At 49.1% G+C, this 25,915-nt stretch carries 25 protein-coding genes; 13 read left to right on the top strand and 12 right to left on the bottom strand.

What is annotated here, in order from left to right:
- Positions 1-69: 69 nt before the first annotated feature.
- Positions 70-1,278 carry a peroxiredoxin family protein gene (locus tag C5O19_RS03005; protein ID WP_104709844.1) on the bottom strand — a complete coding sequence of 403 codons (1,209 nt, stop codon included), beginning with the start codon at positions 1,276-1,278 and terminating at the stop codon, positions 70-72.
- A 284-nt stretch (positions 1,279-1,562) separates the two neighbouring features.
- Here C5O19_RS03005 and rsmH point away from each other — a divergent pair, with 284 nt between their 5' ends.
- The 6 genes from rsmH (at position 1,563) to C5O19_RS02975 (ending at position 6,741) form a co-directional block, all read left to right on the top strand.
- Positions 1,563-2,495 carry a 16S rRNA (cytosine(1402)-N(4))-methyltransferase RsmH gene (gene rsmH, locus C5O19_RS03000; protein WP_243406313.1) on the top strand — a complete coding sequence of 311 codons (933 nt, stop codon included), beginning with the start codon at positions 1,563-1,565 and terminating at the stop codon, positions 2,493-2,495.
- Positions 2,496-2,546: 51 nt separating this feature from the next.
- Positions 2,547-2,918 carry an FtsL-like putative cell division protein gene (locus C5O19_RS02995; RefSeq protein WP_102201153.1) on the top strand — a complete coding sequence of 124 codons (372 nt, stop codon included), beginning with the start codon at positions 2,547-2,549 and terminating at the stop codon, positions 2,916-2,918.
- 55 nt (positions 2,919-2,973) lie between these two features.
- Positions 2,974-5,241 carry a penicillin-binding protein gene (locus C5O19_RS02990; RefSeq protein WP_104709842.1) on the top strand — a complete coding sequence of 756 codons (2,268 nt, stop codon included), beginning with the start codon at positions 2,974-2,976 and terminating at the stop codon, positions 5,239-5,241.
- Positions 5,242-5,330: 89 nt separating this feature from the next.
- Positions 5,331-5,546, top strand: coding sequence for a hypothetical protein (locus C5O19_RS02985; protein WP_104709841.1), 216 nt, complete (start codon positions 5,331-5,333; stop codon positions 5,544-5,546).
- Between the two features lie 33 nt (positions 5,547-5,579).
- Positions 5,580-6,023, top strand: coding sequence for a hypothetical protein (locus tag C5O19_RS02980; RefSeq protein WP_108724056.1), 444 nt, complete (start codon positions 5,580-5,582; stop codon positions 6,021-6,023).
- Positions 6,024-6,366: 343 nt separating this feature from the next.
- Positions 6,367-6,741, top strand: a complete 375-nt coding sequence (locus C5O19_RS02975; RefSeq protein ID WP_104709839.1) for a hypothetical protein — start codon at positions 6,367-6,369, stop codon at positions 6,739-6,741.
- A gap of 34 nt (positions 6,742-6,775) precedes the next feature.
- Here the strand turns inward: C5O19_RS02975 and C5O19_RS02970 are convergent, their stop codons facing one another.
- The 3 genes from C5O19_RS02970 to C5O19_RS02960 all read right to left on the bottom strand — a co-directional run bounded on the left by C5O19_RS02970 (position 6,776) and on the right by C5O19_RS02960 (position 11,204).
- Complete coding sequence (locus tag C5O19_RS02970) at positions 6,776-8,641, bottom strand: ABC-F family ATP-binding cassette domain-containing protein (protein WP_104709838.1); 1,866 nt, start codon at positions 8,639-8,641, stop codon at positions 6,776-6,778.
- A complete protein-coding gene (gene aroC, locus C5O19_RS02965) occupies positions 8,638-9,717 on the bottom strand; it encodes a chorismate synthase (protein WP_104713838.1) in 1,080 nt (359 codons plus the stop codon). The genes C5O19_RS02970 and aroC overlap by 4 nt, the downstream gene beginning before the upstream one ends.
- Before the next feature lie 77 nt (positions 9,718-9,794).
- Complete coding sequence (locus tag C5O19_RS02960; RefSeq protein ID WP_104709837.1) at positions 9,795-11,204, bottom strand: BatD family protein; 1,410 nt, start codon at positions 11,202-11,204, stop codon at positions 9,795-9,797.
- A gap of 63 nt (positions 11,205-11,267) precedes the next feature.
- Here C5O19_RS02960 and C5O19_RS02955 point away from each other — a divergent pair, with 63 nt between their 5' ends.
- Positions 11,268-11,495, top strand: coding sequence for a hypothetical protein (locus tag C5O19_RS02955; protein WP_094814123.1), 228 nt, complete (start codon positions 11,268-11,270; stop codon positions 11,493-11,495).
- Positions 11,496-11,654: 159 nt separating this feature from the next.
- On the opposite strand, the gene C5O19_RS02950 is transcribed toward C5O19_RS02955, so the two are convergent.
- The 7 genes from C5O19_RS02950 to C5O19_RS02920 form a co-directional block, all read right to left on the bottom strand.
- A complete protein-coding gene (locus tag C5O19_RS02950; protein WP_104709836.1) occupies positions 11,655-13,025 on the bottom strand; it encodes a dihydroorotase in 1,371 nt (456 codons plus the stop codon).
- Positions 13,026-13,094: 69 nt separating this feature from the next.
- A complete protein-coding gene (hemB, locus tag C5O19_RS02945) occupies positions 13,095-14,075 on the bottom strand; it encodes a porphobilinogen synthase (protein WP_102201193.1) in 981 nt (326 codons plus the stop codon).
- A gap of 84 nt (positions 14,076-14,159) precedes the next feature.
- Positions 14,160-14,636 (bottom strand): DUF456 domain-containing protein, encoded by a 477-nt coding sequence (locus tag C5O19_RS02940; RefSeq protein ID WP_102201158.1) that lies wholly within the window; start codon positions 14,634-14,636, stop codon positions 14,160-14,162.
- An 82-nt stretch (positions 14,637-14,718) separates the two neighbouring features.
- On the bottom strand, positions 14,719-15,492 hold the full coding sequence (rnc, locus tag C5O19_RS02935) for a ribonuclease III (RefSeq protein WP_243406312.1): 774 nt from the start codon (positions 15,490-15,492) through the stop codon (positions 14,719-14,721).
- Positions 15,493-15,547: 55 nt separating this feature from the next.
- Positions 15,548-16,795 carry a beta-ketoacyl-ACP synthase II gene (gene fabF / locus C5O19_RS02930; protein ID WP_104709835.1) on the bottom strand — a complete coding sequence of 416 codons (1,248 nt, stop codon included), beginning with the start codon at positions 16,793-16,795 and terminating at the stop codon, positions 15,548-15,550.
- Between the two features lie 162 nt (positions 16,796-16,957).
- Positions 16,958-17,194, bottom strand: coding sequence for an acyl carrier protein (locus C5O19_RS02925; protein WP_094814133.1), 237 nt, complete (start codon positions 17,192-17,194; stop codon positions 16,958-16,960).
- Positions 17,195-17,426: 232 nt separating this feature from the next.
- A complete protein-coding gene (locus tag C5O19_RS02920) occupies positions 17,427-18,140 on the bottom strand; it encodes a head GIN domain-containing protein (protein WP_104709834.1) in 714 nt (237 codons plus the stop codon).
- Between the two features lie 193 nt (positions 18,141-18,333).
- Here C5O19_RS02920 and rplS point away from each other — a divergent pair, with 193 nt between their 5' ends.
- The 6 genes from rplS (at position 18,334) to C5O19_RS02890 (ending at position 24,258) form a co-directional block, all read left to right on the top strand.
- A complete protein-coding gene (gene rplS, locus C5O19_RS02915) occupies positions 18,334-18,690 on the top strand; it encodes a 50S ribosomal protein L19 (RefSeq protein WP_094814135.1) in 357 nt (118 codons plus the stop codon).
- Between the two features lie 137 nt (positions 18,691-18,827).
- Entirely contained in the window at positions 18,828-19,655 is an 828-nt protein-coding gene (locus C5O19_RS02910; protein ID WP_104709833.1) for an amidohydrolase family protein, read from the top strand.
- A 94-nt stretch (positions 19,656-19,749) separates the two neighbouring features.
- Positions 19,750-20,538, top strand: a complete 789-nt coding sequence (locus C5O19_RS02905) for an SDR family oxidoreductase (RefSeq protein ID WP_104709832.1) — start codon at positions 19,750-19,752, stop codon at positions 20,536-20,538.
- 163 nt (positions 20,539-20,701) lie between these two features.
- Positions 20,702-22,054 carry an L-fucose:H+ symporter permease gene (gene fucP / locus C5O19_RS02900; protein ID WP_104709831.1) on the top strand — a complete coding sequence of 451 codons (1,353 nt, stop codon included), beginning with the start codon at positions 20,702-20,704 and terminating at the stop codon, positions 22,052-22,054.
- Positions 22,055-22,341: 287 nt separating this feature from the next.
- A complete protein-coding gene (rseP, locus tag C5O19_RS02895; protein ID WP_104709830.1) occupies positions 22,342-23,736 on the top strand; it encodes an RIP metalloprotease RseP in 1,395 nt (464 codons plus the stop codon).
- The gene (locus C5O19_RS02890; protein ID WP_104709829.1) at positions 23,737-24,258 is read left to right on the top strand and encodes a DUF6702 family protein; all 522 of its coding nucleotides are present in this window, start codon (positions 23,737-23,739) and stop codon (positions 24,256-24,258) included.
- 90 nt (positions 24,259-24,348) lie between these two features.
- Here C5O19_RS02890 and C5O19_RS02885 read toward each other — a convergent pair whose 3' ends face one another.
- Entirely contained in the window at positions 24,349-25,845 is a 1,497-nt protein-coding gene (locus C5O19_RS02885) for a S41 family peptidase (protein ID WP_165795924.1), read from the bottom strand.
- Positions 25,846-25,915 lie beyond the last annotated feature (70 nt).

Here is a 25,915-nt window from a genome sequence, read left to right as displayed (position 1 = left end):
TAAAATCATAAAAAAAGCGTCGCTGAACTATCTGAGTTCAGCGACGCTTTTCAGACCGAATCGTTCGGACTATTCAGCCAACAGTTTATCCATCAAACGGTTAAAATCTTCGACATACTGATCGTAATATTTACCCGTACCCGGACCCGAGAAGCCAGTATGAATTTCCCGAACTTTGCCCGTTTTATCGATATAAATCGTTGTGGGGTAACCCATGATTTTGTTGAGCATCGGTAAGCTGGCGGAAGCCGTCTGATCCGCTACCCCGGCCAGTACCACCGGATAGGGAATTTTAAAGCGGTCAATCATACGAATCAGTTTAGGCTGAGCTACCTGAAACTCGCCGCTTCGTTCGTAGGAAAGGCCTATTACCTCAACCCCGCGTTTTTTATTTTTGTTGTACCAGGGTACAATGAAGTTCGTTTCATCCATGCAATTCGGGCACCACGAGCCCATGATCTGCAGTATCACCACTTTGCCCTTGAAACGTGGATCGTCGAGCGTCAGTGGTTTACCCGTTTTTGCTTCGGGGAAGCTAAAAGATACCTTGTCGAAGCCCGGCTTCAGAAAGGTCAGCGATTTTTCGTCGGGTAAGGACGCCGTTTCATCTTTCACTGATACGAAAGGCGTTTGTCCACTCGGACCGCTAAATAATTGACCTGCAATTTTATCTTTTTCCAGTTTGGCCTTGAAAAGCATCAGATGCGAACCGTCGTAAGCCGACAAAAACAGACTATCGCCGATAATATCGCCGTCGAGATACCGATAATCCCCGGTAGGCGTTAAAAACGTGGCGGCTACCCGGCTACCCGATTGTTCGAAGATGCCGACGGCTTTTGAACTCTCGCCAAAAGTGGTGGCGTATTTACCAGCAATTTTCCACTGCGTCGATTGGGGCTGAGTCGCAAAGCGGTAGGTTTTCCCGTACTCGGCCCGGAACGGAATCGTGAGGGTTTGCTTACCGCGTTTTTTCTTGTAAACGCCCGTCAACTGATTTCCGGATACTTTTCCAACTAGTTCGGCATCGAACAAATCCATCGGAATATGCAGCGAATCGCCCTGCAAGGTCGACTCGTCCATTTTCAGACGCTCTTTGCCGTTGATGGCCCACACGGAATACGTATTCGCTTTTCCAGCGGGCTCGATTTGTAGACCGAACGGCAAGGCTCCACCTTTATTAAAGATTTCAGCCCGCCAAATTCCTTTTTTTACCGGCGTCTGAGCAAAGCCATTTAGCGTGCCCCAAAGTCCTAAGCCCAGTAAGAAGATTTTTTTCATGAGGGAAGATTGATTATCAGCGATTTAAATCCTTTTAACACGTCTTCGGGAAAATTGATTTAACAAGGCTTTGATTTACAATTGTAAATTTTGTTAATCTTGTAACTCAATACTCCGCCCGTAAAATCTTTAGCAAAAGGCATAAAGTACAAAGGAAAGTTCCATCACAAGAACCTAAGCCTTATTTTTAAAGAATTTTTACTTTTTCAGGGAAGATTCGCTCTTCTCCGGGTTTATATCAGACGTATTTTACATTCATTTCGTTTACAGCATTTCGTCAGTACATGCCTTCACAACCTACGCCCGACTACCATCAGCCCGTTATGCTCAGCCAGTGTCTTGAAGGGCTTCACCTGCGGCCGGAAGGCACGTATGTAGATGTGACCTTTGGGGGTGGAGGCCATTCGCGAGCCATTTTACAGCAGCTGGGGCCTACGGGACGGCTCTATAGTTTCGATCAGGATCCCGACGCCAAGGCCGAGGCCCGTCACATCAACGATAAGCGGTTCACGTTCATTGACGCTAATTTCCGATATCTTAAAAAATTCCTCCGCGTACACGGGGTTCGTCAGGTGGACGGCATTCTGGCCGATCTGGGGATTTCCTCCCACCAAATCGACGTACCCGAACGGGGCTTCTCAACCCGCTTCGACGGTCCGCTGGATATGCGAATGAATCCGCAGGCAGAGTTTTCGGCCAAGGAGGTCATCAACGACTACGACGAAGCTCAGCTTCATAAAATATTTGGCTTGTACGGGGAAATCAAAAATGCCCGTACGCTGGCCAACGCGGTTTTCGCGGCCCGTCAGAATCAGACCATCGAAACTGTACAGGATTTAAAATCCGTATTACAGAAGTACGCCCCCCGCGGGAAAGAATTTAAGTATTTCGCCCAGGTTTTCCAGGCCATCCGAATTGAAGTGAACGAAGAAATGAAGGTACTCGAAGAATTCCTCGAACAGGTACCCGAAGTACTCGCTCCTGGTGGACGGCTAGTCGTGATGAGCTATCATTCCCTTGAAGACCGGCTGGTGAAAAACTTCATTCGGGCGGGTAAATTTCAGGGTGAAGCCGAGAAAGACCTCTACGGTAACGAACTCAAGCCGCTCCGCTCCGTTACCCGCAAGCCCATTGAAGCCAGCGAGGAAGAACTAGCTCTGAACCCCCGGGCCCGCAGTGCCAAATTACGCATTGCCGAGCCGAATGAACTGCAATAAATCCCGTCAGAAAAGCTATTTACCAGATTTTGAACCCCGATTGTTGGAGGTATGTCTTCGGAGAAAAGTAAACGCTCGCATTTCTTAGAGCCCATTTTTAAACTGCTCCGGGTGAGTCAGTGGGCGGGCCCGGCCAATGCCAATCAGAAGCTGCTCAACGCAGGTCTGGTCGTGGTATTGATGATTAGTTACGTAGCCTGGGTACTGCACGGCGAATCGCTCATTCGGGATACGGACCGTACGCGTCGGGAAATCAGTGAACTCAACGCCGAACTGGCGTTTGAAAAATCCAAGCTCATGCAGGAATCGCGGCAGTCGCGGATCGTGCAGAAAGTAACGCCCATGGGCCTGCGTGATTATCGCAATGAACAACCGCCCGTCAAAGTCGTTTTACCCACGAAAAAGCCCGTTCAACCCGAATAATTTTTCTCGATTTCAGTACGCAATCATCGGACCTATCTAACGCATCCTTCATTCCATGGCTGAAGCATTGAATTTAAAACGCCGGATTTTTTTCCGCAGTGTGATCGTCTCGGCGGGGCTATTGGTGTTTAGTATTGCCATTGCGGCCCGTATCGTTTACGTGCAGCAGGTAGAAGGCCCCGAATGGAAAAGTCGGGCAGAAAATACGCGTTACCGCATCATTCCGGCCACCCGTGGTAACATTTTCTCGGACGATGGAAGTTTACTCGTCACCTCCGTACCCGAGTACCGGGTGGGCATTGATTTGAGCGTAACCGTTCGACATTCCGCCGATTCGGCTCACTTCTATAAAAATCTGGATTCGCTTACCATTCACCTGAGTAGTATGCTCGGTGAACCGGCTTCCACCCTTCGCAAACGCATCCTCACCGCTCGTAGCCGACTGCTGGAAGTGATGGCCTATAACCAGGCCCAGACCGATACGGCCCTGTGGAAGATCGAACCCCGATACCTTTCGATTAGTCCCCGGCCCATCGCGTACGAGAAGAAGAAATGGTTTTTTGAACAAACCCAGTGGGCGAGTATTCGCAAAGCTACGCCCGAAGAACGGGCCGAAGATAAAGCCCTGAACCGACGAAAATTCCGGTTTAAATGGCAGCCCCTGCACCGCGTTAAGCTTTTCGCTACGGGCTTGAACTTTGAGCTGGTACCCAATCGCGAAAAACCCTTCCGAAACACGGCTTCGCGTATTCTGGGAAAAACCGACGACTCCCTGGTAAAAGACCCCAACGGCTCGGCCGTGGCCGTCATGCGAGGATCAACGGGCATCGAAAAGAGCTTTAACCGACTACTGGTGGGTCAGGAAGGACACGGCTGGTTCGAGAACCTTCGCGGCAGCTGGCGACCCCTCAACGAATCCGAAGAGCACCATCCCGTACCCGGCCTGGATTTGCATACCACCCTGAACATCAACATGCAGGATGTTACGGAAGCTGCTTTACTGAAAGCCGTGAAGCAGTACAAAGCCAAGTACGGCGTAGCGATTGTCATGGAAACCCGAACGGGTGAAATCAAGGCCATTGCCAACCTGCACCACGTGAAAGACAGTACGTACGTGGATGATCAGAACTTTGCGGTGAACTTCCGGATTGCTCCGGGTTCGACTTTCAAGCTGGCCACGATGATGGCCGTATTTGAAGAAACCAACATTTCGCCCAACGATCTAGTCAATACAACGGGCGGCCGCTATCTGCACCTGCACGATTCCAACAACTCAGGTTACGGCGTCATTTCCATTCATGATGCGTTTATTCGCTCCTCGAACGTGGGGATGGCGAAAGTACTCGTTCAGCATTTCGCCAGCAAACCGGATAAATTCATCGATTACCTCGAACAGTTTCACCTGGCCGACAAACTGGGCTTTCAGGTAGAAGTGAGCCGTGGTAATGAATTACCCGAATTCCACCGGACTACGCACCGTCTGTACAGCAAGAAAACGCTACCAACCATGTCTATTGGGGAGGAAATGCGGTTGTCGGCCTTGCAGATGCTGTCGTTCTACAATGCTGTGGCTAATAATGGATATTGGATTCAGCCCATCATTGTAAAAACGGCCAAACGCGGCGATCTGGTCGAGAAAGATTTCACGCAGACCCAGCGTCGGGATTCGAAGCCGATTTGTTCGGAGAAGACCCTCAAGATTGTGCAGAAAATGCTCACGGATGTACTCGAAGACGCTCACGGAACGGCTCGTAGCATTCGTAATCCCAACTATCGAATTGCGGGAAAAACGGGTACGTCCAAGAAGTTCAACGGGAAACTGAAAACGAACAACTATTACTCATCGTTCATTGGTTATTTCCCGGTGGAAAAACCGCAGTACACCATTCTGGTATCACTGGATGAGCCGCATAATCCGCTGACGGGACAATCGGCGTACGGCGGCACGGCAGCGGCTCCGGTATTCCGGGAAATTGCGGATAAGGTACACGCTCTGGATTTGAATATGCACCGCACCTTACGCGGCAAAGCCCAGCATAGCAACGAATGGCAGGATGAATTAGCCAGTTCCCATCCCCAGGATTTGCAATCCATTGCCAAGAGTTTCAACGTTAAAACTTCGGCTAGTGGCTGGGATGAAGTACCTCGGGGTAGTACGCAACGGGTACCTAACCTGAAAGGGATGAGCCTGCGAGATGCGTTGTATGTGCTCGAAAACCGAGGCTATAAAGTTACGTACACGGGTCGCGGCCACGTAATTGCCCAATCGCTGGAACCGGGTACGGAACCCGAGGAAAAACGCATTACGCTCGAACTACACTAGATGGTTTAAAAGCATTGAAGAAGGTCATTGGTCCTGTATACTAGGTGGACCAATGGCCTTCTTCTACATCCAAAACAAGGCTTCAACTCTTGGCGGGTGGAAACCTGCTTTTCTGGATGCAGGCTCGTCAGTACGGTACCATTCCTACACAAGGTCCGGTGGTACAGGCCAGCTTTTCAATCGCAGCGGATTACCAACGACCCAGTAAAACCCGGCCTTATCTGCAACGAAAGCCTTGGGACTGGGGATACGGTGCTAACCTGACCACAATTGCCGGAGCCACCAATCAGGTTCTCCTGCCTTAACTGTACCTCAAATCCCACTGGAGTGCTCTGGAATTGTACACCGGAAAACGGAAAGAAACGTTCGGACTGGCTGATTCTACCCTGGGTGTAGGTCCGTACAGTTGGTCCGGTAATGCGATGCCCGTACCTAAGGTACAGATTGGCTTTCCTAACTGGACGCCTCTACTAAATGATCGACTGGCTTTTCAGGCCATCTGGGCACACGGCTGGCTCGACGACCGAACTGCTTTTGTACGCCGGACGTACTTACATCAGAAAACGTTCTATGCGCGATTAGGGTACCGCTTCTTTTCAAGCTTTCTTCGGCATCAATCATCAGGTACAGTGGGGAGGTTATGCTCCCAGTCTGCGTACGGACCCTTCACCCACGCAAACGGAGTATTTTCAACCCGACGGCTCCCTTCCCAAAGACGCATCCGCTTTCTGGAACGTGGTAACGGCTGGGCGAGGGAAAAAGACCGGCTACAATCGGTATGATTTTCGTGAACGGGTAGGGAATCATGTAGGCTCCGTCGATGCTGCCCTTCAGCTTCAAACGGACGGGCATCGCTTCCTTTTTTACCGCCAACAGCCGTACGAAATGCCATCGCTGCTGCATTTAGCCAACTGGCGGGATGGACTTACGGGAATCAGTATCACCACCGATGGTACCGACACTCCCGTCATCCGTAAGCTCGTGGTAGAAGTTCTGTAAACCCAAAACCAGGGACGGAAAGGTTCGCCTTTTGGCAAAGGTCCCATCTGGGAAGAGAACTACTTTAACCATCGACAGTACCAACAGGGCTGGTCCTATCGCGGACGAACCCTGGGTACGCCACTCATGGCCCCGGCTCGTACGGATGAAGGATTTTTCACTAAAGACAATCTGCTCTCAGCGGTACACCTGGGCCTTGATGGTTCACTCGGGCAAGGATATACCTTCAACGGTCGATTTACCTACCTTCACTCCAACGGAACGCCCGAGTCCCTGTACGCACGGGCAAAGCAACAAGTCAGTCTACTCCTGGAATTACGAAAACCGGCGTGGTTTCTGAAAGGCTCCGAACTACTGGCTAGCGGAGCCGCTGATTTCGGTGACGTTTATCCGCAAAGCTGGGGATTCTCTATCGGCATTCGGAAAAGTTGGGGATTCGTGGATGAAGACATTCCGGAAATCGCCCGGTATCGGCTGAAGTACCGATCCCGTCGCTGGTAAACAAACAAAAACGGACGGCGACCCGTCCGTTTCTTTACTCCGATAATTCCATCCAGCGAAATTCCTTTTCTTCGAGCTGAATGTTGATTTCCTCAATCTCTTTGGCCCACAGCGTAATCTGCTGATAGTCGCCTTCGCCGGCGTTCATTTGTTCGGTAAGAGCCGCCCGTTGTCCTTCCAGTTCGGTAATTTCCTTTTCAAGCGTTTCCAACTCCCGCTGTTCCTTGTAACTCAGTTTTCGTTTCGTGGAAACCGGAGCTGGCGTAGAAGCCGGTTTAGGAGCTTCGACTTTGGGTTTCGTCGGTTCAACGACGGGTGCACTGCTCAGGTTTTCGCGATAATCGGTATAGTTACCGGGGAAGTCCCTGATTTTGCCTTCACCTTCAAAAACAAACAAGTGCTCCACCAGACGATCCATGAAATACCGGTCGTGAGAAACCAATACCAGGCAGCCCGCGAACTGGAGCAGATAATCTTCCAGTACGTTCAGCGTCTGGATATCCAGATCGTTCGTGGGCTCATCCAGAATCAGAAAGTTCGGATTTTGAATCAGGACCTGTAATAGTTGCAAGCGACGTTTTTCACCGCCCGAAAGCTTTTCTACATTGGTGTATTGTTTCTTCGGATCGAACAGAAAATGTTGCAGAAACTGACTAGCCGTAATCGTTTCACCGGAACCCAGCGTAACGACCTCCGCAATGTCTTTCACCACGTCGATAACCCGTTGTCCGGGCTTAAACGTCGGTTCACTCTGTGTATAATAGCCAAACCGAACCGTTTCCCCGACACTGATCACACCCGAGTCGGCTTGCTGTTCTCCCGTTAAAATATCCAGAAAGGTAGATTTCCCCACGCCATTCTTTCCCACAATCCCTACCCGCTCGCGACGGCGAAAGACGTATTCAAAGTCCTCGACGATTTTCAGATCGCCAAAAGCCTTTTTGATATGTTCCAGCTCGATAATCTTGCTACCCAACCGGGCCATGCCAATGTTCAACTCCACGTTTGATTCCTTCCGCCCCTGATTCGCCTTATCCTGTAAATCGTAAAAGGCATCAATGCGGTACTGGGCTTTCGTACCCCGGGCTTTGGGTTGTCGCCGCATCCACTCCAGTTCGCGGCGGAGCAGGTTTTGAGCTTTATCCACACTCGCGGATTCCGAAGCATGGCGTTCCGACTGGCGTTCCAGGAAATAGGAATAATTGCCTTTGTAGCGGTAAATATTTCCCTCGTCCAGTTCCAGGATTTCCGTACATACCCGATCTAGAAAATAGCGGTCGTGCGTCACGAGCAACAGCGTCATATTTGCCGTACCCAAGTAATTTTCCAGCCACTCGATCGCTTCCAGATCTAAGTGGTTGGTGGGCTCATCCAGAATGAGCAGATCCGGTTCGTCGAGCAGTACTTTAGCCAGAGCCACCCGCTTCCGCTGGCCCCCCGAAAGCTGCCCAACTTCTTTGTTGAAATTGGATTCAGCCACACCGAGTCGGCCCAGTACCTGCTTTACTTTCGACTCGTAATCCCAGGCCTTCTGTACCTCCATCTGCTCAGCAGCGTCGGCCAATTGCTGATCCGTGCCGTCGATCAGAGCCCGTTCATATTCCCGAATGGCCCGCAACAGGGGGGTATCCCCCAGAAACAGGGTATCCAGTACCGTCTGGTTTTCATCCAGATTTGGTTGCTGATTCAGATACCCAACCCGTACTTCCTTACGAATACTAACGGTTCCTTCTTCAGCAGCCTGTAAACCAGCCAGTACGTCCATCAAAGACGTTTTGCCCGTTCCGTTTCGACCAACCAGAGCAACTTTATCGCCCTTACTTAAGCCAAACGTGATATTTCTGAAAAGCCAGCGTTCTCCCGTTGATTTTGAGAGCCCTTCGGCGGATAAATAATTCATGCCTTCCTCGCCTGATTCAACAAATAAAAATCCACTAACACTAAGGCCGCCATCGCCTCTACGATGGGTACAGCCCGGGGCACCACGCAGGGATCGTGCCGTCCTTTGCCCGATACGACGGCCGGATTTCCGTGGACATCCACCGACTCCTGATCCTGCATAATCGTAGCTACGGGCTTGAAGGCTACGCGGAAATAAATGTCCTCCCCGTTTGAAATCCCCCCCTGAATCCCGCCGGAAAGGTTGGTACGCGTGCGTACCTTGCCTGTTTCATCGGTATAGTACTCATCGTTATGTTCTGAGCCGTATTGTTCAACGCCCGCAAAGCCAGAGCCGTATTCAAAACCTTTCACGGCATTGATAGAAAGCATAGCCTTGCCTAGTTCTGCGTGCAACTTGTCAAATACGGGTTCGCCCCAGCCCGCCGGAACACCCGTACACACGCAGGATACTACGCCACCGATGCTATCGCCCTTTTTACGGGTTTCGTCAATGTACGCGAACATCTGCTCGGCTACTTCGGGATCGGGGCAACGTACGGCGTTTTCCTCCGCCAGAGCCAGATTCAATTGCTGATAGGGCGTTTCCATTTTCAGCTTGCCCACCTGCGATACGTAGGCCTGAATCGATACACCCAATTGTTGAAGTACCAGTTTCGCCAGGGCTCCTGCTGCCACCCGAGCCGCCGTTTCGCGGGCGGACGAACGTCCCCCACCCCGGTAATCGCGAACCCCGTACTTGGCCGTGTAGGTGTAGTCCGCGTGCGAAGGCCGGAACTGTTCGGAAATGTGGCTGTAATCTTTGGACCGCTGATCTTCGTTCGGAATCATCAGGCCGATGGGTGTACCCGTCGTCTTGCCTTCGAATACCCCCGACAGTACCTGAAACGTATCGGATTCTTTGCGTTGCGTAGTAATGCGGGACTGGCCGGGTTTACGCCGATCCAGGTCCTGCTGAATAAAGGCTTCATCGAAGGTGATTCCGGCCGGACAACCGTCGATTACGACACCGATCGCTTTTCCGTGGGATTCACCAAACGTGCTGATTTTAAATAACGTACCGTATGTACTGGACATAAATTCGTACTGTTTGAGGATCAGCTGACCGTAGTCAGCCATCCGAAATAGAAGACAAAACCGTAAACGAGGGTCGGCTATCCGCGTTTCCCTCGTATGAAAATATACACCATTCCCAAAGCCATAATCGCCAGTAGTCCATTCGCCAGACTCAGAATGGTATGCTGAACATTCACGAAGGGTTTCGTACTGTCCAGGTTTTCAAGATTACTGAAGAGCGAACCCGCCAGTGCATCCGAATCGGTATTGGTAATTTTCTCACCCTGACTTTTCAGAACCATATTCGACTGCCAGTTGACGTAGCGGCCGGTTCGTGGATTGAAAAATATCCAGCGAAAATACATGCTTAACGGGAAGTTTCCGGCCTGTTTGGGAATGATCTGAAAAGTAAAAGTTTTTTCACCACTCACCCGGCTCCGCCGACGCGTAATGGATTGCTGAATGGTTGGTGGGTAAAAATCAAAAAAGTTATCATTTTCGGGCGTTGGAATCAGAATCGGGGTTAGGTTACCAATGCCGTTTATCGTGATTTTGTACTGAATCGTTTTCCCCGTTTGTACGACCCGGGTACTAAGTTGTTCACGTACCGAATATTCCCCAGTAACGGCCTGATTGCGGCGGGCATCCTGGGGCAGCGGGACGGGACGAATGACGAGGGGTTTACTATGAAACGTCAGGAAAGACTGTTTTTTCGACTTTTCATCATTCACGCTCATTTTCAGACTTACGGCAGGAAACTGGATCGGCTCCGTATTTAACGGAAAATATACTGCCTGAAAGAGCCGGTACTCAGTGTACCTTCGGCCATTAATCGTGGTTTCAAAAATCTGGGGTTCACCCCGTATACCAAAATTTTCTTCCCAGCAGTTTGCCGGTCGTATCTGCTTGAGAATGGCCCCTAATTGCAGGTTTAAGGCATAAAAACTCATTTCCAGCGGATTGTCGTCCGCAACAAAAAAGCCCAAACTCAAGTTAAATCCTTCGCCCGCGTAAACCTGACTACGGTTGGAGCTGAGGAGTAAAAACGCAGACGCTTTGGCGTCCGCGGGAGTGGGTTCAACGGCTTCCTCCTCTTCTTCTGCCACTGTCTCTTTGGCAACGGCATCGGTCACAATGACAATTCCGCCCATGGACTGAACGGTCTGTCCATTCACATTCATGGTAAATGGCGTGACAGCATAATTTCCCGGTTGGTTTGGAATATAATTTTGAGTGATGCGTTGTACTATTTCCGTACGATTGCCTACGGTGGTACTGGAAGTAGTAGTGGTGGTGCCTCGGCGGCTCATTCCCATGACATCCGGGAAGCGATCGTACTCGCGTTGTTCGCTCCCCGTGATGACTACGGTGATCGTATAGGGCTTGCCGGCAGGTATAGAAGAAGGCCCTAATTCAATGCGAATCGCGTTTTGCTGGGCAAAAACAAAAATTCTTGAAAAAGAACAATAAAAAAGTAGGATAATTAAATATATTTGTCGTGCCTTCATCGTTACAAAGATAGGCCGAAACTAATGGCCCAGCCATTTGTTAAACCTTAAACCAATTATGCCATGTCCATCACGGTATTGGAATATGTCAAGATCATTCTCCAGAAAGTAAGTTTTGACGCTCATTTATTCGAAAAAGAACTGCGTAAAGCCTTACGCCAATTGATTCCTGCTGAAGTTAAAGAACTCAAACAATGGTGCTATACCCTGTTTGGTAAAATATACTACCGCATTTTGCGTCGCTGTTTTGCTACGGTACGTTTCCGTCGCCTGCGATTTGCCAGAGAATAGTTTGTGATGATTTTAGGGACATTAGAATCCTCGTCGGGTTTCCGACGAGGATTTTTGTTTCTTAGATAACGTATTTATAATCAGAATATTGAAGAATGCTTATTGGTTAAGAAAGCATTCTTAACCAATGATACGCTAGGTTCTCCTACCCACTATACGTTACGCGGGGATGAACGTCAGGCGTTCGCCCGTTTTTTCTTCGTTGAATGCTCCATTCGCGTACGCCACGTGACCCGATACGATGGTATGCGTAACGGCGGAGCGAAAGTTGTATCCTTCCAGCGGCGACCAGCCGCACTGAAAATGCAGGCTTTCTTTCGTGACCACATTCGGACGATTTAGATCCACCAGCACCAGATCGGCCCAGTAGCCTTCACGGATATAGCCCCGTTTTTCCATCCGGAAACAATCGGCTACGGCGTGTGACATTTTTCGAACGATGGTTTCGAGGGAGATTTTACCGTCCTGATAAAACTCCAGCATCAGTAGCAGGGGATGCTGCACCAGCGGTAAACCCGAGGGGGCCTGCCAGTACGACTGTTGCTTTTCTTCCCAGGTGTGCGGAGCGTGGTCGGTGGCAATTACATCAATCCGGTCGTCGAGCAGAGCCTGTAACAGTTGTTGCTTATGGCCATCGGCTTTAATGGCTGGATTACACTTGATCTGATTGCCCAGGCGTTCGTAATCGCGGGCATCAAACCAGAGGTGATGCACGCAGACTTCCGACGTGATGTGTTTCTGGTGTTTGAGTTTTACGCTTTCGGCATCGGAATATCCGTAATAGCCTTTGTCAAACAAGGCCGTTTCTTCGCCAGTCGTAATATGCAGAATGTGCAGTCGCGTACCGTGCTGTTTGGCTAATTCTACCGCCATGGAGCTGGATTTGTAACATGCCTCTTCATTCCGGATTTCGGGGTGCACACGGGCAGGAGCATCGTCACCGTACCGTTCTTTGTAAGCCGCTACGTTGGCCCGAATCGTGGCTTCATCTTCACAGTGCGTAGCAATCAAATAGGGAGCATTCGCGAAAAGCTTACCTAGCACCACCGGATTGTCCACCAGCATGTTCCCCGTCGATGATCCCATGAAAATTTTTACGCCGCAAACTTGCGTAGCATCCGTCCGCATGACCTCGTCGTAGTTGTCGTTCGAAGCTCCCATGAAGAACGAGTAATTAGCCAGTGAACTACGGCTGGCGATCGCGTACTTGTCGGCCAGCAGTTCCTGCGTGAGTGCATTCGGAACGGTATTGGGCATTTCCATAAAGCTCGTCACGCCACCAGAAACCGCCGCCCGGGCTTCCGATCGGATGGTCGCCTTGTGCGTAAGGCCCGGTTCCCGGAAATGTACCTGGTCGTCAATGACACCGGGTAACAGATACTGGCCTTTGGCATCAATGACCTGATCGGCGTTCAGTCCGGAAAGGCCCGTACCGATTTTTTCAATGAACCCATCTTTGATGAATACGTCCGCCGGGCGAATCTGTCCTTCGTTGACCAGCTGAGCATTAAGAATAAGAAGTGAAGACATAAGAAGGTCTGGCTAAAAAGATGCCCTGTATGCAAGCAGACAGGGCATCCGGAAAGTATTCAAAAGAACTTATCGTTGTTGCTGGATTTGAGCAAACTCCTTCGCGAAGTACGTCAGAATAATCTTTGCTCCCGCCCGTTTGATGGACGTCAGCGTTTCGAGCATCACCCGATCCCCGTCAATCCAGCCTTTCTGGGCGGCAGCTTTGATCATGGAGTACTCACCCGAAATATTGTACGCGGCAATGGGCAGGGCGAAGTTATCGTTCAGCATCTTGATAATGTCCAGATACAGCATGGCAGGCTTTACCATCAGGTAATCGGCTCCTTCGGCGTAATCGAGTTCGGCTTCAATCAAAGCCTCCTTGATATTGGCCGGATTCATCTGATACGTTTTCTTGTCGCCGAACTTGGGGGCCGACTCCAAGGCATCCCGGAAAGGACTGTACAGAGCCGACGCGTACTTGGCTGTGTACGACATGATCGCTACTTTCGAAAATCCGGCGTCATCGAGTTTCTCCCGCAGGTACCCTACCCGACCGTCCATCATATCCGAAGGCCCGAGAATGTCGGCACCCGCCTGAGCCTGAGCAACACCCATTTTGCCCAGGTATTCCAGCGTTTCGTCGTTCAGAATCTCACCATTCTCTACGTACCCATCGTGCCCATCCGAGCTGTAGGGATCCATGGCTACGTCCGTCATGACCACTACGTCCGGATACTTACTCTTCACCGCATGAATTGCTTCCAGATACATGCTGCCTTCCCGCCAGCTTTCACTAGCGTACTTATCTTTTTTGGATTCATCCAAACCGGGAAATAAATCAAAAGCTTTGATGCCTAAATCCTGGCACTGGCCAATTTCATCCAGCAAATTATCCAGCGAATGCCGATACACACCCGGCATGGAAGCTACTTCTCGTTTTACATTTTGTCCTTCTACCACAAAAACCGGCAGAATGAGATCATTTACCGAAACGCTCGTTTCTTCAACCAACGCTCGCACCGCGGCACTTGTACGCAACCGACGGGGACGACGTAATATATGCATAGCTAATACAGGATACGTGAAAAACTGCCGCAAAGGTACGGCTCCTATGGTTTGAGAAGGAGAGAAAAGTTGAAATCGTTCGGGTTACTTAATAAAAGCGGCGATGGCGTACCCAATCATAACCAGACATAAAACGACCTTCATAAACATACCCGCCATGAAGCCCAGAAACGAGCCAAACGCAGCCCGCATGGCTTTGCCCGAAGCCATACCGCCGTACATTTCTCCACCCATCGCTCCGACAAAGGCTCCCACAAACATCCCGCCGGGGATGGGCAGGATTAAACCCAGGATAAGTCCAATTGTAGTGCCGTACGTGCCGTAGGTGGTACCGCCAAATTTTCGTACGCCCCAAATGGGTACCAGATAATCCAGTACGGCAATGATGAACGTAACGATCCCAAGAACAATGAGGGTGGTGGAAGAAAACGTGGCTCGTCCTGACCAATGCAATAGTAACAAGCCTAAAAAACTCAGCGGTGGACCGGGTAAAGGCAGAACGGCTCCGGCCAAACCAACGAGTAGGGCCAGTACGCCCAGAATGACTAATAAAATTTCCATACGTTTTTAGAGGTTATTGGCTTGAAAATAAAAAAAGCCATCCGTTCGGGATAGCTTTTTCACAAAAAAAGAAGTACCAAGCTTAACTAACCGGCTTGACCAGGTTCAGTTTTTCGATGGCTTTTTCGGAAGCCGACTGCTCGGCTTTCTTTTTATTGAACCCTGTACCCGTGGCGAATACTTCGTTATCGACCATGAGTTCGGCAATGAATTCCTTGTGTCGGGCGGATCCTTTTTCGGTCACTTCAAAGCGAAGGTCGCGACCTTCCCGCTGAGCCCATTCAATGATCTGCGACTTGTAGTTGATATTGGTTTCCACCACTTTATCCAGATCGAAATAACTGGAGAGCAGTCGTTTCAAAATGAATTTCCTGGTGAACTGAAATCCTTTATCCAGGTAGATCGCTCCCACAAACGCTTCCAGAGCATCACCGTACATGGAAGTACGGGCCAGTACCGTCCGGCGATTCGGGTCGTATTCCACCAGCGTATCCAGCCCCAGTTTACGAGCCACCAGGTTAAGTGATTCCCGATTCACAATCCGGGAGCGGATTTCGGTTAGAAAACCTTCGTCTTTGTAAGGATACTTTTTGAAGAGATACTCGGCTACCACCATGCCCAGCACCGCATCGCCCAGGTATTCGAGCCGTTCGTTGGAAAGTCGGACATCTTTGCCATTCAAGGGCTTACTTACCGATGTATGCATAAATGCCAGTCGGTACAGTTCCACATTGGACGGACGGGTACCGATAAGCGTAGCTACCGCTTTCTTCAGCTTTTTATCCTTGTCGGATGGTGATCTGAAAAACTGGGTCAGAGGGTCAAAGACCGTAGAAACGAATAGCGGTAGCAGCACAGTGTACAAAATTTATTGGCTGAGCCGTAGGTCAGCAACCCACGGCTCAACCCGACTATACTTTCTTGAAAACAACGCAAGTGTTGTGTCCGCCAAAACCAAAAGTGTTGCTAATGGCCACTTCTACCTTCCGGGCCTGGGGCTCATTGAAGGTAAGGTTTAAATTTGGATTAATATCAGGATCATCCGTAAAATGGTTGATCGTAGGCGGTACCAACTGATTTTTAATCGCTAGAATTGCAGCTACCGCTTCAATCGCAGCCGCTCCCCCTAAGAGGTGACCGGTCATAGATTTCGTGGAACTGATATTCAGCTTGGTAGCATGTTCGCCGAACAAACGCTCAATGGCTTTTAGTTCCTGCGGATCGCCGATGGGCGTGGATGTACCATGGGTGTTAATGTAATCGACTGATTCCAGCGGCAATTCGGCGTCTTCCAGAGCCAGCTTCATACACATGTAGGCACCGCGTCCGTCGGGATGGGGAGCTGTAATGTGATACGCATCCGATGACATACCGCCACCCATGATTTCGCAGTAGATTTTTGCTCCACGAGCTACGGCGTGCTCGTACTCTTCCAGAATCAGAGCTGCTCCACCTTCACCCAGTACGAAACCATCGCGGTCTTTATCGTACGGACGGGAAGCCGTGGCAAAATCGTCATTGCGTTCTGAAAGGGCTTTCAGAGCGTTAAATCCTCCTACACCCGCCTGCGTAACAGCTGCTTCCGATCCACCGGATACACAGATATCCATTTTACCCAAACGGATGTAATTAAACGCGTCGATCAGGGCGTTTCCTGAAGAAGCACAGGCCGATACGGTGACGTAAGTAGGTCCACGGAATCCGTGACGAATAGAGATCAGTCCGGCAGAACTATCCGCAATCATTTTGGGAATAAAGAAGGGATTGAATCGGGGGTTTCCATCGCCACCGCCAAAATTCAATACTTCATCCTCAAACGTTTTGAGTCCACCAATACCCGCACCCCAGATCACACCGATCCGATCCAGGTCTACTTTTTCTTTATCGATGCCCGCGTCAGCAATCGCCTCATCGGCGGTTACGACGGCGTACTGGGTAAACCAGTCCATCTTGCGGGCCTCTTGGCGAGGAATGTACGCCTGTACGTCAAAGTTTTTTACCTCACAGGCAAATTTGGTACGGAAACGGGTGGCATCGAACCGCGTAATGAGATTGGCACCGCTGACGCCTCGGGTCAGTCCGTCCCAGTATTCCTCTACCGTATTTCCTATGGGGGTAAGAGCTCCTAGTCCAGTGACAACAACTCGCTTTAATTGCATAGCGTAATAGTTTTATAATCAGGTCCGATGATTGACTTGCCCCTCTTACGTAGAGATTGTTTAGCAAGAAAAATCCTAACCAATAGAATCAAAAAAATGTGCTAATCCGAAAAGAGGCACCGAAATGCCCTTTTTCAAATTAGCACCGCTGATAGATGTTACTTACTTGGCGTGTTCTTCCAGATAGGCAACAGCCTGACCGACCGTCGTGATCGTTTCAGCCTGATCGTCGGGAATAGACACATTGAATTCTTTTTCAAATTCCATGATGAGTTCCACGGTATCGAGCGAGTCAGCCCCGAGGTCATTCGTAAAGCTAGCTTCCGGCGTCACTTCCGACTCCTCCACGCCCAATTTGTCAACGATAATCTGCTTGACTTTAGCCGAGATTTCTGACATTGTGTTTGAGTGATTTGGTTCAAAAAACGTCGCAAAGAAAATTACTTGAATGCAGATTGTCAAACATATTTTTCGGAGCGAGCGTTTATTAAAAAAAATTTTCGGTTTTAAAATTCGATTAAATCAGCGTTGCTTCGCTTTTCCCTGCCTTTTTCTAATGCAATTCTAATGCATAAAAAAAGAGAAAGTCGGTCTGACTTTTCTCTTTTCAGTCGTGTACAAAAAGGATTTTCTATTCGTTCGAAACCTGGCTAGCTCCTGAGGTATTGGCAGTTACGGACGGATGACCCCGATACCGCACCTGACTGGCTCCGCTGGCATCGGCCAATAATTTTTCGGTTACGTAGATGCGAGCCGAGCTGGCTCCGGAAACATTTACGTTCGCCTGACCTACTTTAAATTCTTCGCCTTTAAAAATGGTAGCACCCGAAATTTTTCCGTCAAGACTTTCCGCATTTCCGTTTAAAGTAACCTGCGAAGCACCCGACAAATCCATTTGTACCTGTTTGGCCCGCGTATCAATGCTGACCTGCGAAGCTCCGGAAATATCAATATTCATTCGATTTTGGCTACCGAAACCTGATACTTTGGCCTGGGAAGCTCCGCTGAATCGTACCCCCGTCAGGGCGGGCATGGTGATGTGGACGTGTACCCGCTGACGGTTATTCGAACGCCGGTGCATTTCCCGGTACCGAATCCGAAGCTGACCGCTGCTAACATTGGCCTCCAACTCGTCGAGGTCTTTCTGTTCGCCTTCTACTTCTACTTTAAAATTGCCCGGCTTCACGTCAATGATAAAGGCAGAACCTAAATCCAGACGGTCAAAATTGCTGAGATTGAATGTTTTTCTGGTCTGTGCTCCTACTGTGGTAGCCACGAGCAGGCTCAGGAAAAAGAATACGGAGGTCAAGAATTTCGTGTGCATCACGGCTTTTGCAGGTTTCATGGTGAGTGTATAGCGGAAAGATGTTTTTGCTTAAAGATTTGTTGCATAGCGAATTAAAAAATACCGGACTTTTGTAGCTGCCGAAAGAATCCGTATCTTTGCGGCTCATTTCGGCAACCGCTCGACCTGTGGGATTCGATGTTGCCGATCTATCAATGAGTTAGACCATTTTAACAAAACTCTTTCAGAGGTCATGAGTGATCTGATCAAACTGGTGGAAGCTGATAATTCAGCTCGCCGGACCGACATCCCCGATTTCAAATCTGGCGATACGCTTAATGTTCACGTAAAAATTCGTGAAGGCAATAAAGAACGTATCCAGGTTTTCACTGGTGCGGTAATTCAACGCAAAAATTCTGGTACGAATGGCGAAACGTTTACGGTACGTAAAGTATCTAATGGCGTTGGCGTAGAGCGTATTTTCCCCCTTCTTTCGCCCAACATCGACAAAATCGAAGTGGTACGTCGCGGTCTGGTACGTCGTGCTCGTCTGTACTACCTGCGTGGCAAACAAGGTAAGGCTGCCAAAATCAAGGAAAAGAAAAAATAGCTTTGAGCTACTCCCTTTTAAAGGTCGTTCTTGTACAGAACGACCTTTTTTTGTGCCCGATTCGGAAGTTTTACGCTTTCCTTCTTTATTTTTACCATCCTTGCCTATACTGAATTTAGCTATTCCTCTCTAGACACATGAAAATTGACTCACATCAGCACTTCTGGCAGTATGATCCCATTCGGGATGCCTGGATTACCCCCGCCATGCAGCCCATCCGACGGGATTTTTTCCCAGAAGACCTCCAACCGCTACTTGAGAACACCGGTATTGATGGCACTGTAGCTGTACAAGCTGATCAATCAGAAGCTGAAACGGAATTTTTACTTACGCTGGCGGAGCAACATAATTTTATCAAGGGTGTCGTAGGCTGGGTGGATTTACGGTCGGAAACGCTAAGCGAACGGCTGGACCATTTCAAGGCATTTCCCAAACTCAAAGGCTTTCGTCATATCGTACAAGCGGAACCGGATGATCTATTTCTGCTCCGGACGGAGTTTATGGAAGGCGTGCGTACCCTTGGTGAGTATGGCTATACTTATGATGTATTGATTTACCCAAAGCACCTTCCCGTCGCCCGCGAATTGGCTACTCGTTTGCCCTATAACCGATTCGTGGTTGATCATGGAGCCAAACCCCTGATTAAACAGGGCGAACTGGAAAAATGGACGGCCGATATTCAATCGTTGGGTAAACGCGAAAATGTTTGCTGCAAGGTATCCGGACTAGTGACGGAAGCCGATTGGGAAAACTGGTCACTTAAACAGCTTCGCCCCTATCTGGACGTCATTTTCGAATCCTTCGGTACTTCCCGTACCATGTTTGGTTCCGATTGGCCCGTTTGTCTGGTTGCTTCCGCTTACGAACGCTGGGTAGAGATACTAAACGAATACATGAAACCGTTTTCGGAAACTGAAAAAGCTCAATTCTGGGGAGTCACGGCTACTGAATTTTATAATTTATAAGGTTATCTTACTACGATTAGTCTCTTTTGGTATAGTCAGGCTTGGTATCGTTACTAAGAAACTGATCCCTTGAGAAACTTTTAACGCATTCGTAATGAATCTAAACCTAACCAATAAAGTCATCATTGTTACGGGCGGTGCCAAAGGCATTGGCGAAGGAATTAGTAAAGTGCTGGCTACCGAAGGAGCGATTCCGGTTATTATTGGTCGTAGTGAGTCCGATAATTTGAAAACAGTAGCAGCGATTGAAGCGGCGGGTGGTCAGGCCTTTCAGGTACCTGCCGAATTGACCCAGCCCAGCGAATGCGAAAAGGCCGTTCGATTGACGCTGGAGAAATTTGGTGTCATCGATGGACTGGTCAATAACGCCGGGGTAAACGATGGAGTAGGTCTGGAAACGGGCACTTATGAAGACTTTGTAGCTTCACTGCACAAAAACCTGATTCATTATTACCTGATGGCTCAGTATGCGTTGCCTGCTCTGAAAGCATCACAGGGAGCCATTGTCAATATTGGCTCAAAAACGGCTGAAACGGGTCAGGGAGGTACGTCTGCTTATGCCGCCGCGAACGGAGGCCGCAATGCTCTTACCCGCGAATGGGCCGTTGAACTGCTTAAATACAATGTTCGGGTCAACGCAGTGATTGTAGCCGAAAGCTGGACGCCCCTGTACGAACGCTGGATCAATGGCTTACCCAACCCGGAAGAAAAACTCAAGGAAATTACCCGCAACATTCCCTTACAGCAACGCATGACCACCACCGAAGAACTCGGTACTACGGTCGCCTTTTTGTTATCCAACAAATCCAGTCATACCACTGGTCAGCTCATCCACGTGGACGGCGGATACGTACACTTGGACCGGGCTTTGGCGAATGCTTAATCAGGGAGTTTGAAAGGTTTAAAGTTTAAGAATGGTTTGAGAAGTTTAATGATTAAGGCAAACCTTACACTTATCAAACCTCAAACCCTTTTAAACCTCTTCTAATACTAAACGTTACTACCTCCTCACACTGCTTTTAATTTTCCCTCTAATCCTTCCTTTCATGGCACTTGGACCATCGTCTGAAAAAGTAAAAATTAAAGATGGCTCGGCTTCTGGCAGTTATCTGATTCCCTTTGCTCTGGTTACGAGCTTGTTTTTTTTATGGGGCCTTGCCAACTCGCTGAATGGCTCGCTGATCAAGCAATTTCAGATTGCCTTGGACTTAAGTCGTTTTCAGGCTGGTATTGTTGATTTCGCTTTTTATCTGGGCTATTTCTTCATGGCTCTCCCGGCGGGATACGTCATGCGAAAGTTTGGCTACAAGAAAGGCATTCTCTTTGGCCTGATTCTGTACGCGGCTGGAGCTTTTCTGTTTTACCCCGCCGCCAGTGCCCGCGTGTACGGATTCTTCCTCTTTGCTCTCTTCATGATTGCCAGTGGCATTGCCTTTCTGGAAACGGCAGCGAACCTGTACGTAACGGTATTGGGCGATCCGGAAACGTCAGAATGGCGATTGAATTTTTCCCAGTCTTTCAACGGGATTAGTCTGATCTTAGGTCCCATTATCGGAGCGTTGTTCATTTTCTCCCAAACTGAGTACACGCCTGAAATGCTGGCAGCCATGCCCGCTGCCGAAGTAGAGGCTATACGGGTACAGGAAGCTCTCTCGGTGCAGGGGCCTTATCTGGCTATTGGTTCCATCGTAGCTTTTGTAGCCTTGATCTTTGCGGTAGTGAAAATGCCGGAAGTGGGGGCGGAAGAAGAAAAATCAGCCGGAAAAATCTCTATTACGCACCTATTCCGTCACAAACACTTGGTATACGGAATTATTGCTCAATTTGCCAACGTGGGTGCTCAGTCCGTACTCTGGGGTTATTTCGTGGATTTCAAACTGGATTTTTCTCGGGAAACCCACTGGGTTCTGGCCGAAGGCTGGATGAAGATCATCAGCAGTGTCAGTGGACTTGACGCCTCTTCGCTTTCCAATACCCAAATCGCTGGGTTCCACGCTTCGTTTGCACTGGTACTGTTTATGCTGGGTCGCTTTGTAGGTACTTCCCTCATGACTCGGATGCCCGCCCAACGTGTACTTACGATCTACTCCGTAGCCGCCGTGGCTTTCGTAGCCATCGCTGGCCTTGCGGGTGGCCTGGTCGCCGTGATTTGCCTGAGCATGACGTACTTCTGCCAGTCCATCATGTTCCCCACCATTTTCGCCTTAGCGACCAAAAATCTGGGCGTTGAAGCAAAGATGGCGTCCTCTTTAATTATCATGAGTATCGTTGGCGGAGCGGTACTACCCCTAGTAGCGGGTCTGCTTTTCCCATCCGGAGCTGCTATGGCCTTGCTGGTACCCTTTGTCTGCTTTGCTTATGTCGTGTTTTTTGCCATTAAAGGATACAAAGCCGATTAGCCGGCCTGATTCATTTCCCAACGCATCGCCAGAAGCCGGACCCTTACCGGCTTCTGGCCATTTAGAGCTTTCCTTCTATCTAAATTTTTCTTAAAGCCGATCCTTTCCCCCTATCTTTGTGTTTATATAGATAGTTTGCGATAGTCTGTTTTCAATTTGTCTAAGAAAGTAGTAGCTTTTTCTACCTACCCTTCCTATCCTGACCGAAAGCGTAGACGATTATGGGGCCGTGAATCGTTCCATGAGAGAACCGCAAACTGAACACTAAAAACTGAAAACTAAATCGAATGAGTGGATGGATTATGGCCGGGCAGTTATTGCTGGGCCTTTCGATACTGGTAGGTTTACACGAGTTTGGCCACTTCTTCTTTGCCAAACTTTTCAAAATCCGCGTCAACAAGTTTTATATCTTTTTTGATTTCCTTTTCCCCCTACCCAACGTTGCCAACTTCGCCCTTTGGAAGAAGAAAATTGGGGATACAGAATATGGTATTGGCTGGTTCCCCTTAGGAGGTTACGTTCAGATTGACGGAATGGTGGATGAAACGCAGGAAGCCAATCAGTTGGCTTCTGAACCCCAGCCCTGGGAATTCCGCTCCAAACCCGCCTGGCAACGTCTCTTGGTAATGTTGGGAGGAATCATTGTCAACGTCATCACGGGAATTATCATTTTCTCATCCCTCTCGTACCAGAACGGCTACAATTACATCCCCGTCTCCGAAGTAAACAAGAACGGGATTGTTGCGGGCGAACTGGCTCAGGAAATCGGGCTGCGTACGGGTGATAAAATCCTGAAAGTAAACGGTCAGCCCATTGAAGACTTCCGTCAGGATGTAGTAGGACAGGTTTTGCTTGAATCCAACAGCAATTACACCGTCGAACGGGATGGCAAAGAGCTGGTCATTCCCATCCGGAACGATTTGGCGGGCTTACTGGCTCGGGATAACAATCCTGAGCGTTTCATCAGCACCTTCGCCACCCTGGGCGAAGTAGTGAAAGTAGCCGAACCGGAAAAACCGGGTTTGTTTGCCAAGATTCTAGGTGAGAAAAAGCAGAACCTACCAGCCTACGAAGCGGGTATGAAGGAAGGCGACAAAGTGGTTAGTATTAATGGTAAGCCCCTGACATATTACCACGAATTTTCTCAAACGGTAGCGGCGAATAAAGGCAAAGTTATCGATGTGGTGGTTGATCGGAAAGGTAAGATGCTGACGCTTAAACCCCGCGTAACTCCCGAAGGTAAACTGATGGTTTTCCTGAATCGGACGCCTTTACAGACGCCGGCTCACGTGGATTACAATTTCGGTCAGGCTCTGTCAGCGGGTACCTACGATGCCTTCGACGTAGTAGCGAAAAACGTAAAAGGTTTTGGTAAGATTTTTAAAGGTGAAGTAGCCGCTAGCGATGCCATCAGTGGCCCGGTAGGAATCAGTAAATTATACGGTGAAATCTGGGATTGGAATCACTTCTGGACGGTAACGGGTCTGCTTTCGATGGCTTTGGCCTTTATGAATGCCCTGCCGATTCCGGCCCTCGACGGTGGTCACGTTATTTTCCTGCTATATGAAATGATTTTCCGCCGGGCTCCTTCGGAAAAATTCCTCGAACGGGCCCAGCAAATTGGTACCATTTTGTTGCTAGGCTTGATGGTCTTTGCGATTGGTAATGACTTGTTTAAGTAAATGATGAAGTGTCTAAACCTGCGGCCCTGGCTGAGTGTAGTACTGATCTTGGCCTGTGTACCGTTGTTTTCTGCCTTTCACCGGAACAAACATGATTTCCACAACAGCCTGACCGAAATGCGTTATGATGCTCGGAACAAGGTGTTTGAAGTAGAAATCAAGCTGTTTACCGATGATCTGGAAACAGCTTTGAATAAAGGTCGGTCGGGAGCTAAAATCCGTATTCAAGACAAAGATCAGAATGATCGATTAGTTGAGGCGTATATCCGTAAGCACTACAAGTTTTTAAACGCAGCGGGTCAGGCGAAAGCTTATCAGTACGTCGGAAAACAGAATGAAGTCGATGCTACCTGGATTTTTGTGGAAATGCCCTTTACGGAGAACATTAAAGGCTGTAAGCTCCAGCAATCAGCTCTAACGGATATTTTTGATGATCAGCAAAACATTGTCAATCTGACCTTTGGCTCCGAGAAAAAGTATTTCCTTTTTAACGAGAAAATACCAACTCGGGTGATTGAATAGTACTTATCATACTGATAAAAAAGAGGCGGACTGATTGTATCAGTCCGCCTCTTTTTTATCAGTATTTTTCAGCTACCTCCCCAATCAAACTTATTCCTTCACCAGCCGTCCCCCTCGCAGTAGCTCATACACTTTCTCAATATCCGGGTCCTGATTTGCCAGCAGATCAATCGCGGTAAAAGTGATCGGATGATCAGGAATAACGCCGTGCCCTTCGTTTGGATCGGTTACAGCCGTTAAGGCTTTGAAAAGCGGAAACCGGATGCGTAGATGGCTTTGCGGTAAGGTTAAATAGGGGATGGTCCAGGCCGTACAGCCGTTGCGACCCCCACCCGTCTCGCGACCAATGATGACGGCCCGTTTCCAGAACTGTAAATTAGCGGCGGTAATAGACGAAGCTGAAAAAGAGCCTCCGTTGGTTAGAATATACATATCCCCGTGGTAGCCGTACTTGCGAACGGGCTTTTGCGTACGCGTAGCATGGCGAATGATCCGCCGACCATCGGGCAACCTTTTGGCCACCACTTTCAGCATGAAGGTACGGGCCAATCGTTCGTTCGTATAACGATTATACGTCGACGAATGCGGCAGGCTTTCCACGGACTGATACGCCTGAAAGGGCTGATCCATCACGTACCGCATCAGCAAATTACTGGCAGCCACACGACCACCCCCATTGTTACGCAAATCCAGTACTAGGTGCTGGATATGGTTGCGTTCAATCTGCCGGAACAATCGCCGAAACAACCGACGGTAATTATTGATACTAAAGGTATTTAAATCCAAAATAGCCAGACTGGAATCCCGTGAAGAAATCGATAAATGGGCATGTCGGTTACCATACGTTTTTGTCGGTGTTAGTGCGGGCACGCGAGTGGGCCGAACCTGTCCCGTTACGGGCCGAACGGACGCTACAACAGCCCCTTTAGGCTTTTCTTCTTTTTTCCACTGAATCTGGTACGTTTTTTCCTGCTTCAACGAATCCAGTACCGTTACATCATACGTCTCTTTTTCGCCGTACCAATAGCGGTAATACGTCGGGAAATTATTTAGAATCGTAGTATTCTTAAAGGTTTGATTATAGCCATCCGAAATCACTAGGCTCCGTAAGGTATGGTACACTTCACGGGCGGGGCGGCCATCAATTTTCACTACTTCCTGCCCTTTCCAAAGCTCGGGCTGATTACTAAAATTAGAGGAAACAAAAATTCGGTCGGTCATTTCAAACACACTCAACGGAAAATCCTTGGGCGTATGGTGTTTTCGCCAACGTTCAAAGCTTCTCGAACCCCTCACATTCGTATGCCCACAATGGATTAGCTCAACCAGAGGATCAAGCTGACGCCGAAATTCCATTTCCGTCATGGGGCGATTCAAGGCCTGTACGGTCGCGTCAAATGCCGAATCGAGCTTCGCTTTCGAGGTATACCAGTATAAGCCCGGATGTCCGGCCTCCAGGCTGGCTCGCATGATCTGGAAATCTTTCTGTAATTGTTGCGGCTGATACATGCGTTCGGGCGAATACGCTCGAGGAGAGCAGGCGGATAGACCTACCCCGATCAACAACCAACTAAACAGACTTCTCATAGATAGCCGGAATACGGTTTTACGCACGAATGAATTCAAAGTAATGGCGTAACTTTTTTCGGAGGAACTT

The sequence above is a fragment of the Siphonobacter curvatus genome (assembly GCF_002943425.1).
In the GTDB taxonomy this organism is placed as follows: Bacteria; Bacteroidota; Bacteroidia; order Cytophagales; family Spirosomataceae; genus Siphonobacter; species Siphonobacter curvatus.
This window is presented reverse-complemented; position numbering and strand designations above follow the sequence as displayed.

What these genes read in the sequence shown, in the direction of transcription:
- C5O19_RS03005 (WP_104709844.1), bottom strand. Translation starts at nt 1,278, where the DNA reads ATGAAAAAAATCTTCTTACTGGGCTTAGGACTTTGGGGCACGCTAAAT.
- rsmH (WP_243406313.1), top strand. Translation starts at nt 1,563, where the DNA reads ATGCCTTCACAACCTACGCCCGACTACCATCAGCCCGTTATGCTCAGC.
- C5O19_RS02995 (WP_102201153.1), top strand. Translation starts at nt 2,547, where the DNA reads ATGTCTTCGGAGAAAAGTAAACGCTCGCATTTCTTAGAGCCCATTTTT.
- C5O19_RS02990 (WP_104709842.1), top strand. Translation starts at nt 2,974, where the DNA reads ATGGCTGAAGCATTGAATTTAAAACGCCGGATTTTTTTCCGCAGTGTG.
- C5O19_RS02975 (WP_104709839.1), top strand. Translation starts at nt 6,367, where the DNA reads ATGGCCCCGGCTCGTACGGATGAAGGATTTTTCACTAAAGACAATCTG.
- C5O19_RS02970 (WP_104709838.1), bottom strand. Translation starts at nt 8,641, where the DNA reads ATGAATTATTTATCCGCCGAAGGGCTCTCAAAATCAACGGGAGAACGC.
- aroC (WP_104713838.1), bottom strand. Translation starts at nt 9,717, where the DNA reads ATGTCCAGTACATACGGTACGTTATTTAAAATCAGCACGTTTGGTGAA.
- C5O19_RS02960 (WP_104709837.1), bottom strand. Translation starts at nt 11,204, where the DNA reads ATGAAGGCACGACAAATATATTTAATTATCCTACTTTTTTATTGTTCT.
- C5O19_RS02955 (WP_094814123.1), top strand. Translation starts at nt 11,268, where the DNA reads ATGTCCATCACGGTATTGGAATATGTCAAGATCATTCTCCAGAAAGTA.
- C5O19_RS02950 (WP_104709836.1), bottom strand. Translation starts at nt 13,025, where the DNA reads ATGTCTTCACTTCTTATTCTTAATGCTCAGCTGGTCAACGAAGGACAG.
- hemB (WP_102201193.1), bottom strand. Translation starts at nt 14,075, where the DNA reads ATGCATATATTACGTCGTCCCCGTCGGTTGCGTACAAGTGCCGCGGTG.
- C5O19_RS02940 (WP_102201158.1), bottom strand. Translation starts at nt 14,636, where the DNA reads ATGGAAATTTTATTAGTCATTCTGGGCGTACTGGCCCTACTCGTTGGT.
- fabF (WP_104709835.1), bottom strand. Translation starts at nt 16,795, where the DNA reads ATGCAATTAAAGCGAGTTGTTGTCACTGGACTAGGAGCTCTTACCCCC.
- C5O19_RS02925 (WP_094814133.1), bottom strand. Translation starts at nt 17,194, where the DNA reads ATGTCAGAAATCTCGGCTAAAGTCAAGCAGATTATCGTTGACAAATTG.
- C5O19_RS02920 (WP_104709834.1), bottom strand. Translation starts at nt 18,140, where the DNA reads ATGAAACCTGCAAAAGCCGTGATGCACACGAAATTCTTGACCTCCGTA.
- rplS (WP_094814135.1), top strand. Translation starts at nt 18,334, where the DNA reads ATGAGTGATCTGATCAAACTGGTGGAAGCTGATAATTCAGCTCGCCGG.
- C5O19_RS02910 (WP_104709833.1), top strand. Translation starts at nt 18,828, where the DNA reads ATGAAAATTGACTCACATCAGCACTTCTGGCAGTATGATCCCATTCGG.
- C5O19_RS02905 (WP_104709832.1), top strand. Translation starts at nt 19,750, where the DNA reads ATGAATCTAAACCTAACCAATAAAGTCATCATTGTTACGGGCGGTGCC.
- fucP (WP_104709831.1), top strand. Translation starts at nt 20,702, where the DNA reads ATGGCACTTGGACCATCGTCTGAAAAAGTAAAAATTAAAGATGGCTCG.
- rseP (WP_104709830.1), top strand. Translation starts at nt 22,342, where the DNA reads ATGAGTGGATGGATTATGGCCGGGCAGTTATTGCTGGGCCTTTCGATA.
- C5O19_RS02890 (WP_104709829.1), top strand. Translation starts at nt 23,737, where the DNA reads ATGATGAAGTGTCTAAACCTGCGGCCCTGGCTGAGTGTAGTACTGATC.
- C5O19_RS02885 (WP_165795924.1), bottom strand. Translation starts at nt 25,845, where the DNA reads ATGAGAAGTCTGTTTAGTTGGTTGTTGATCGGGGTAGGTCTATCCGCC.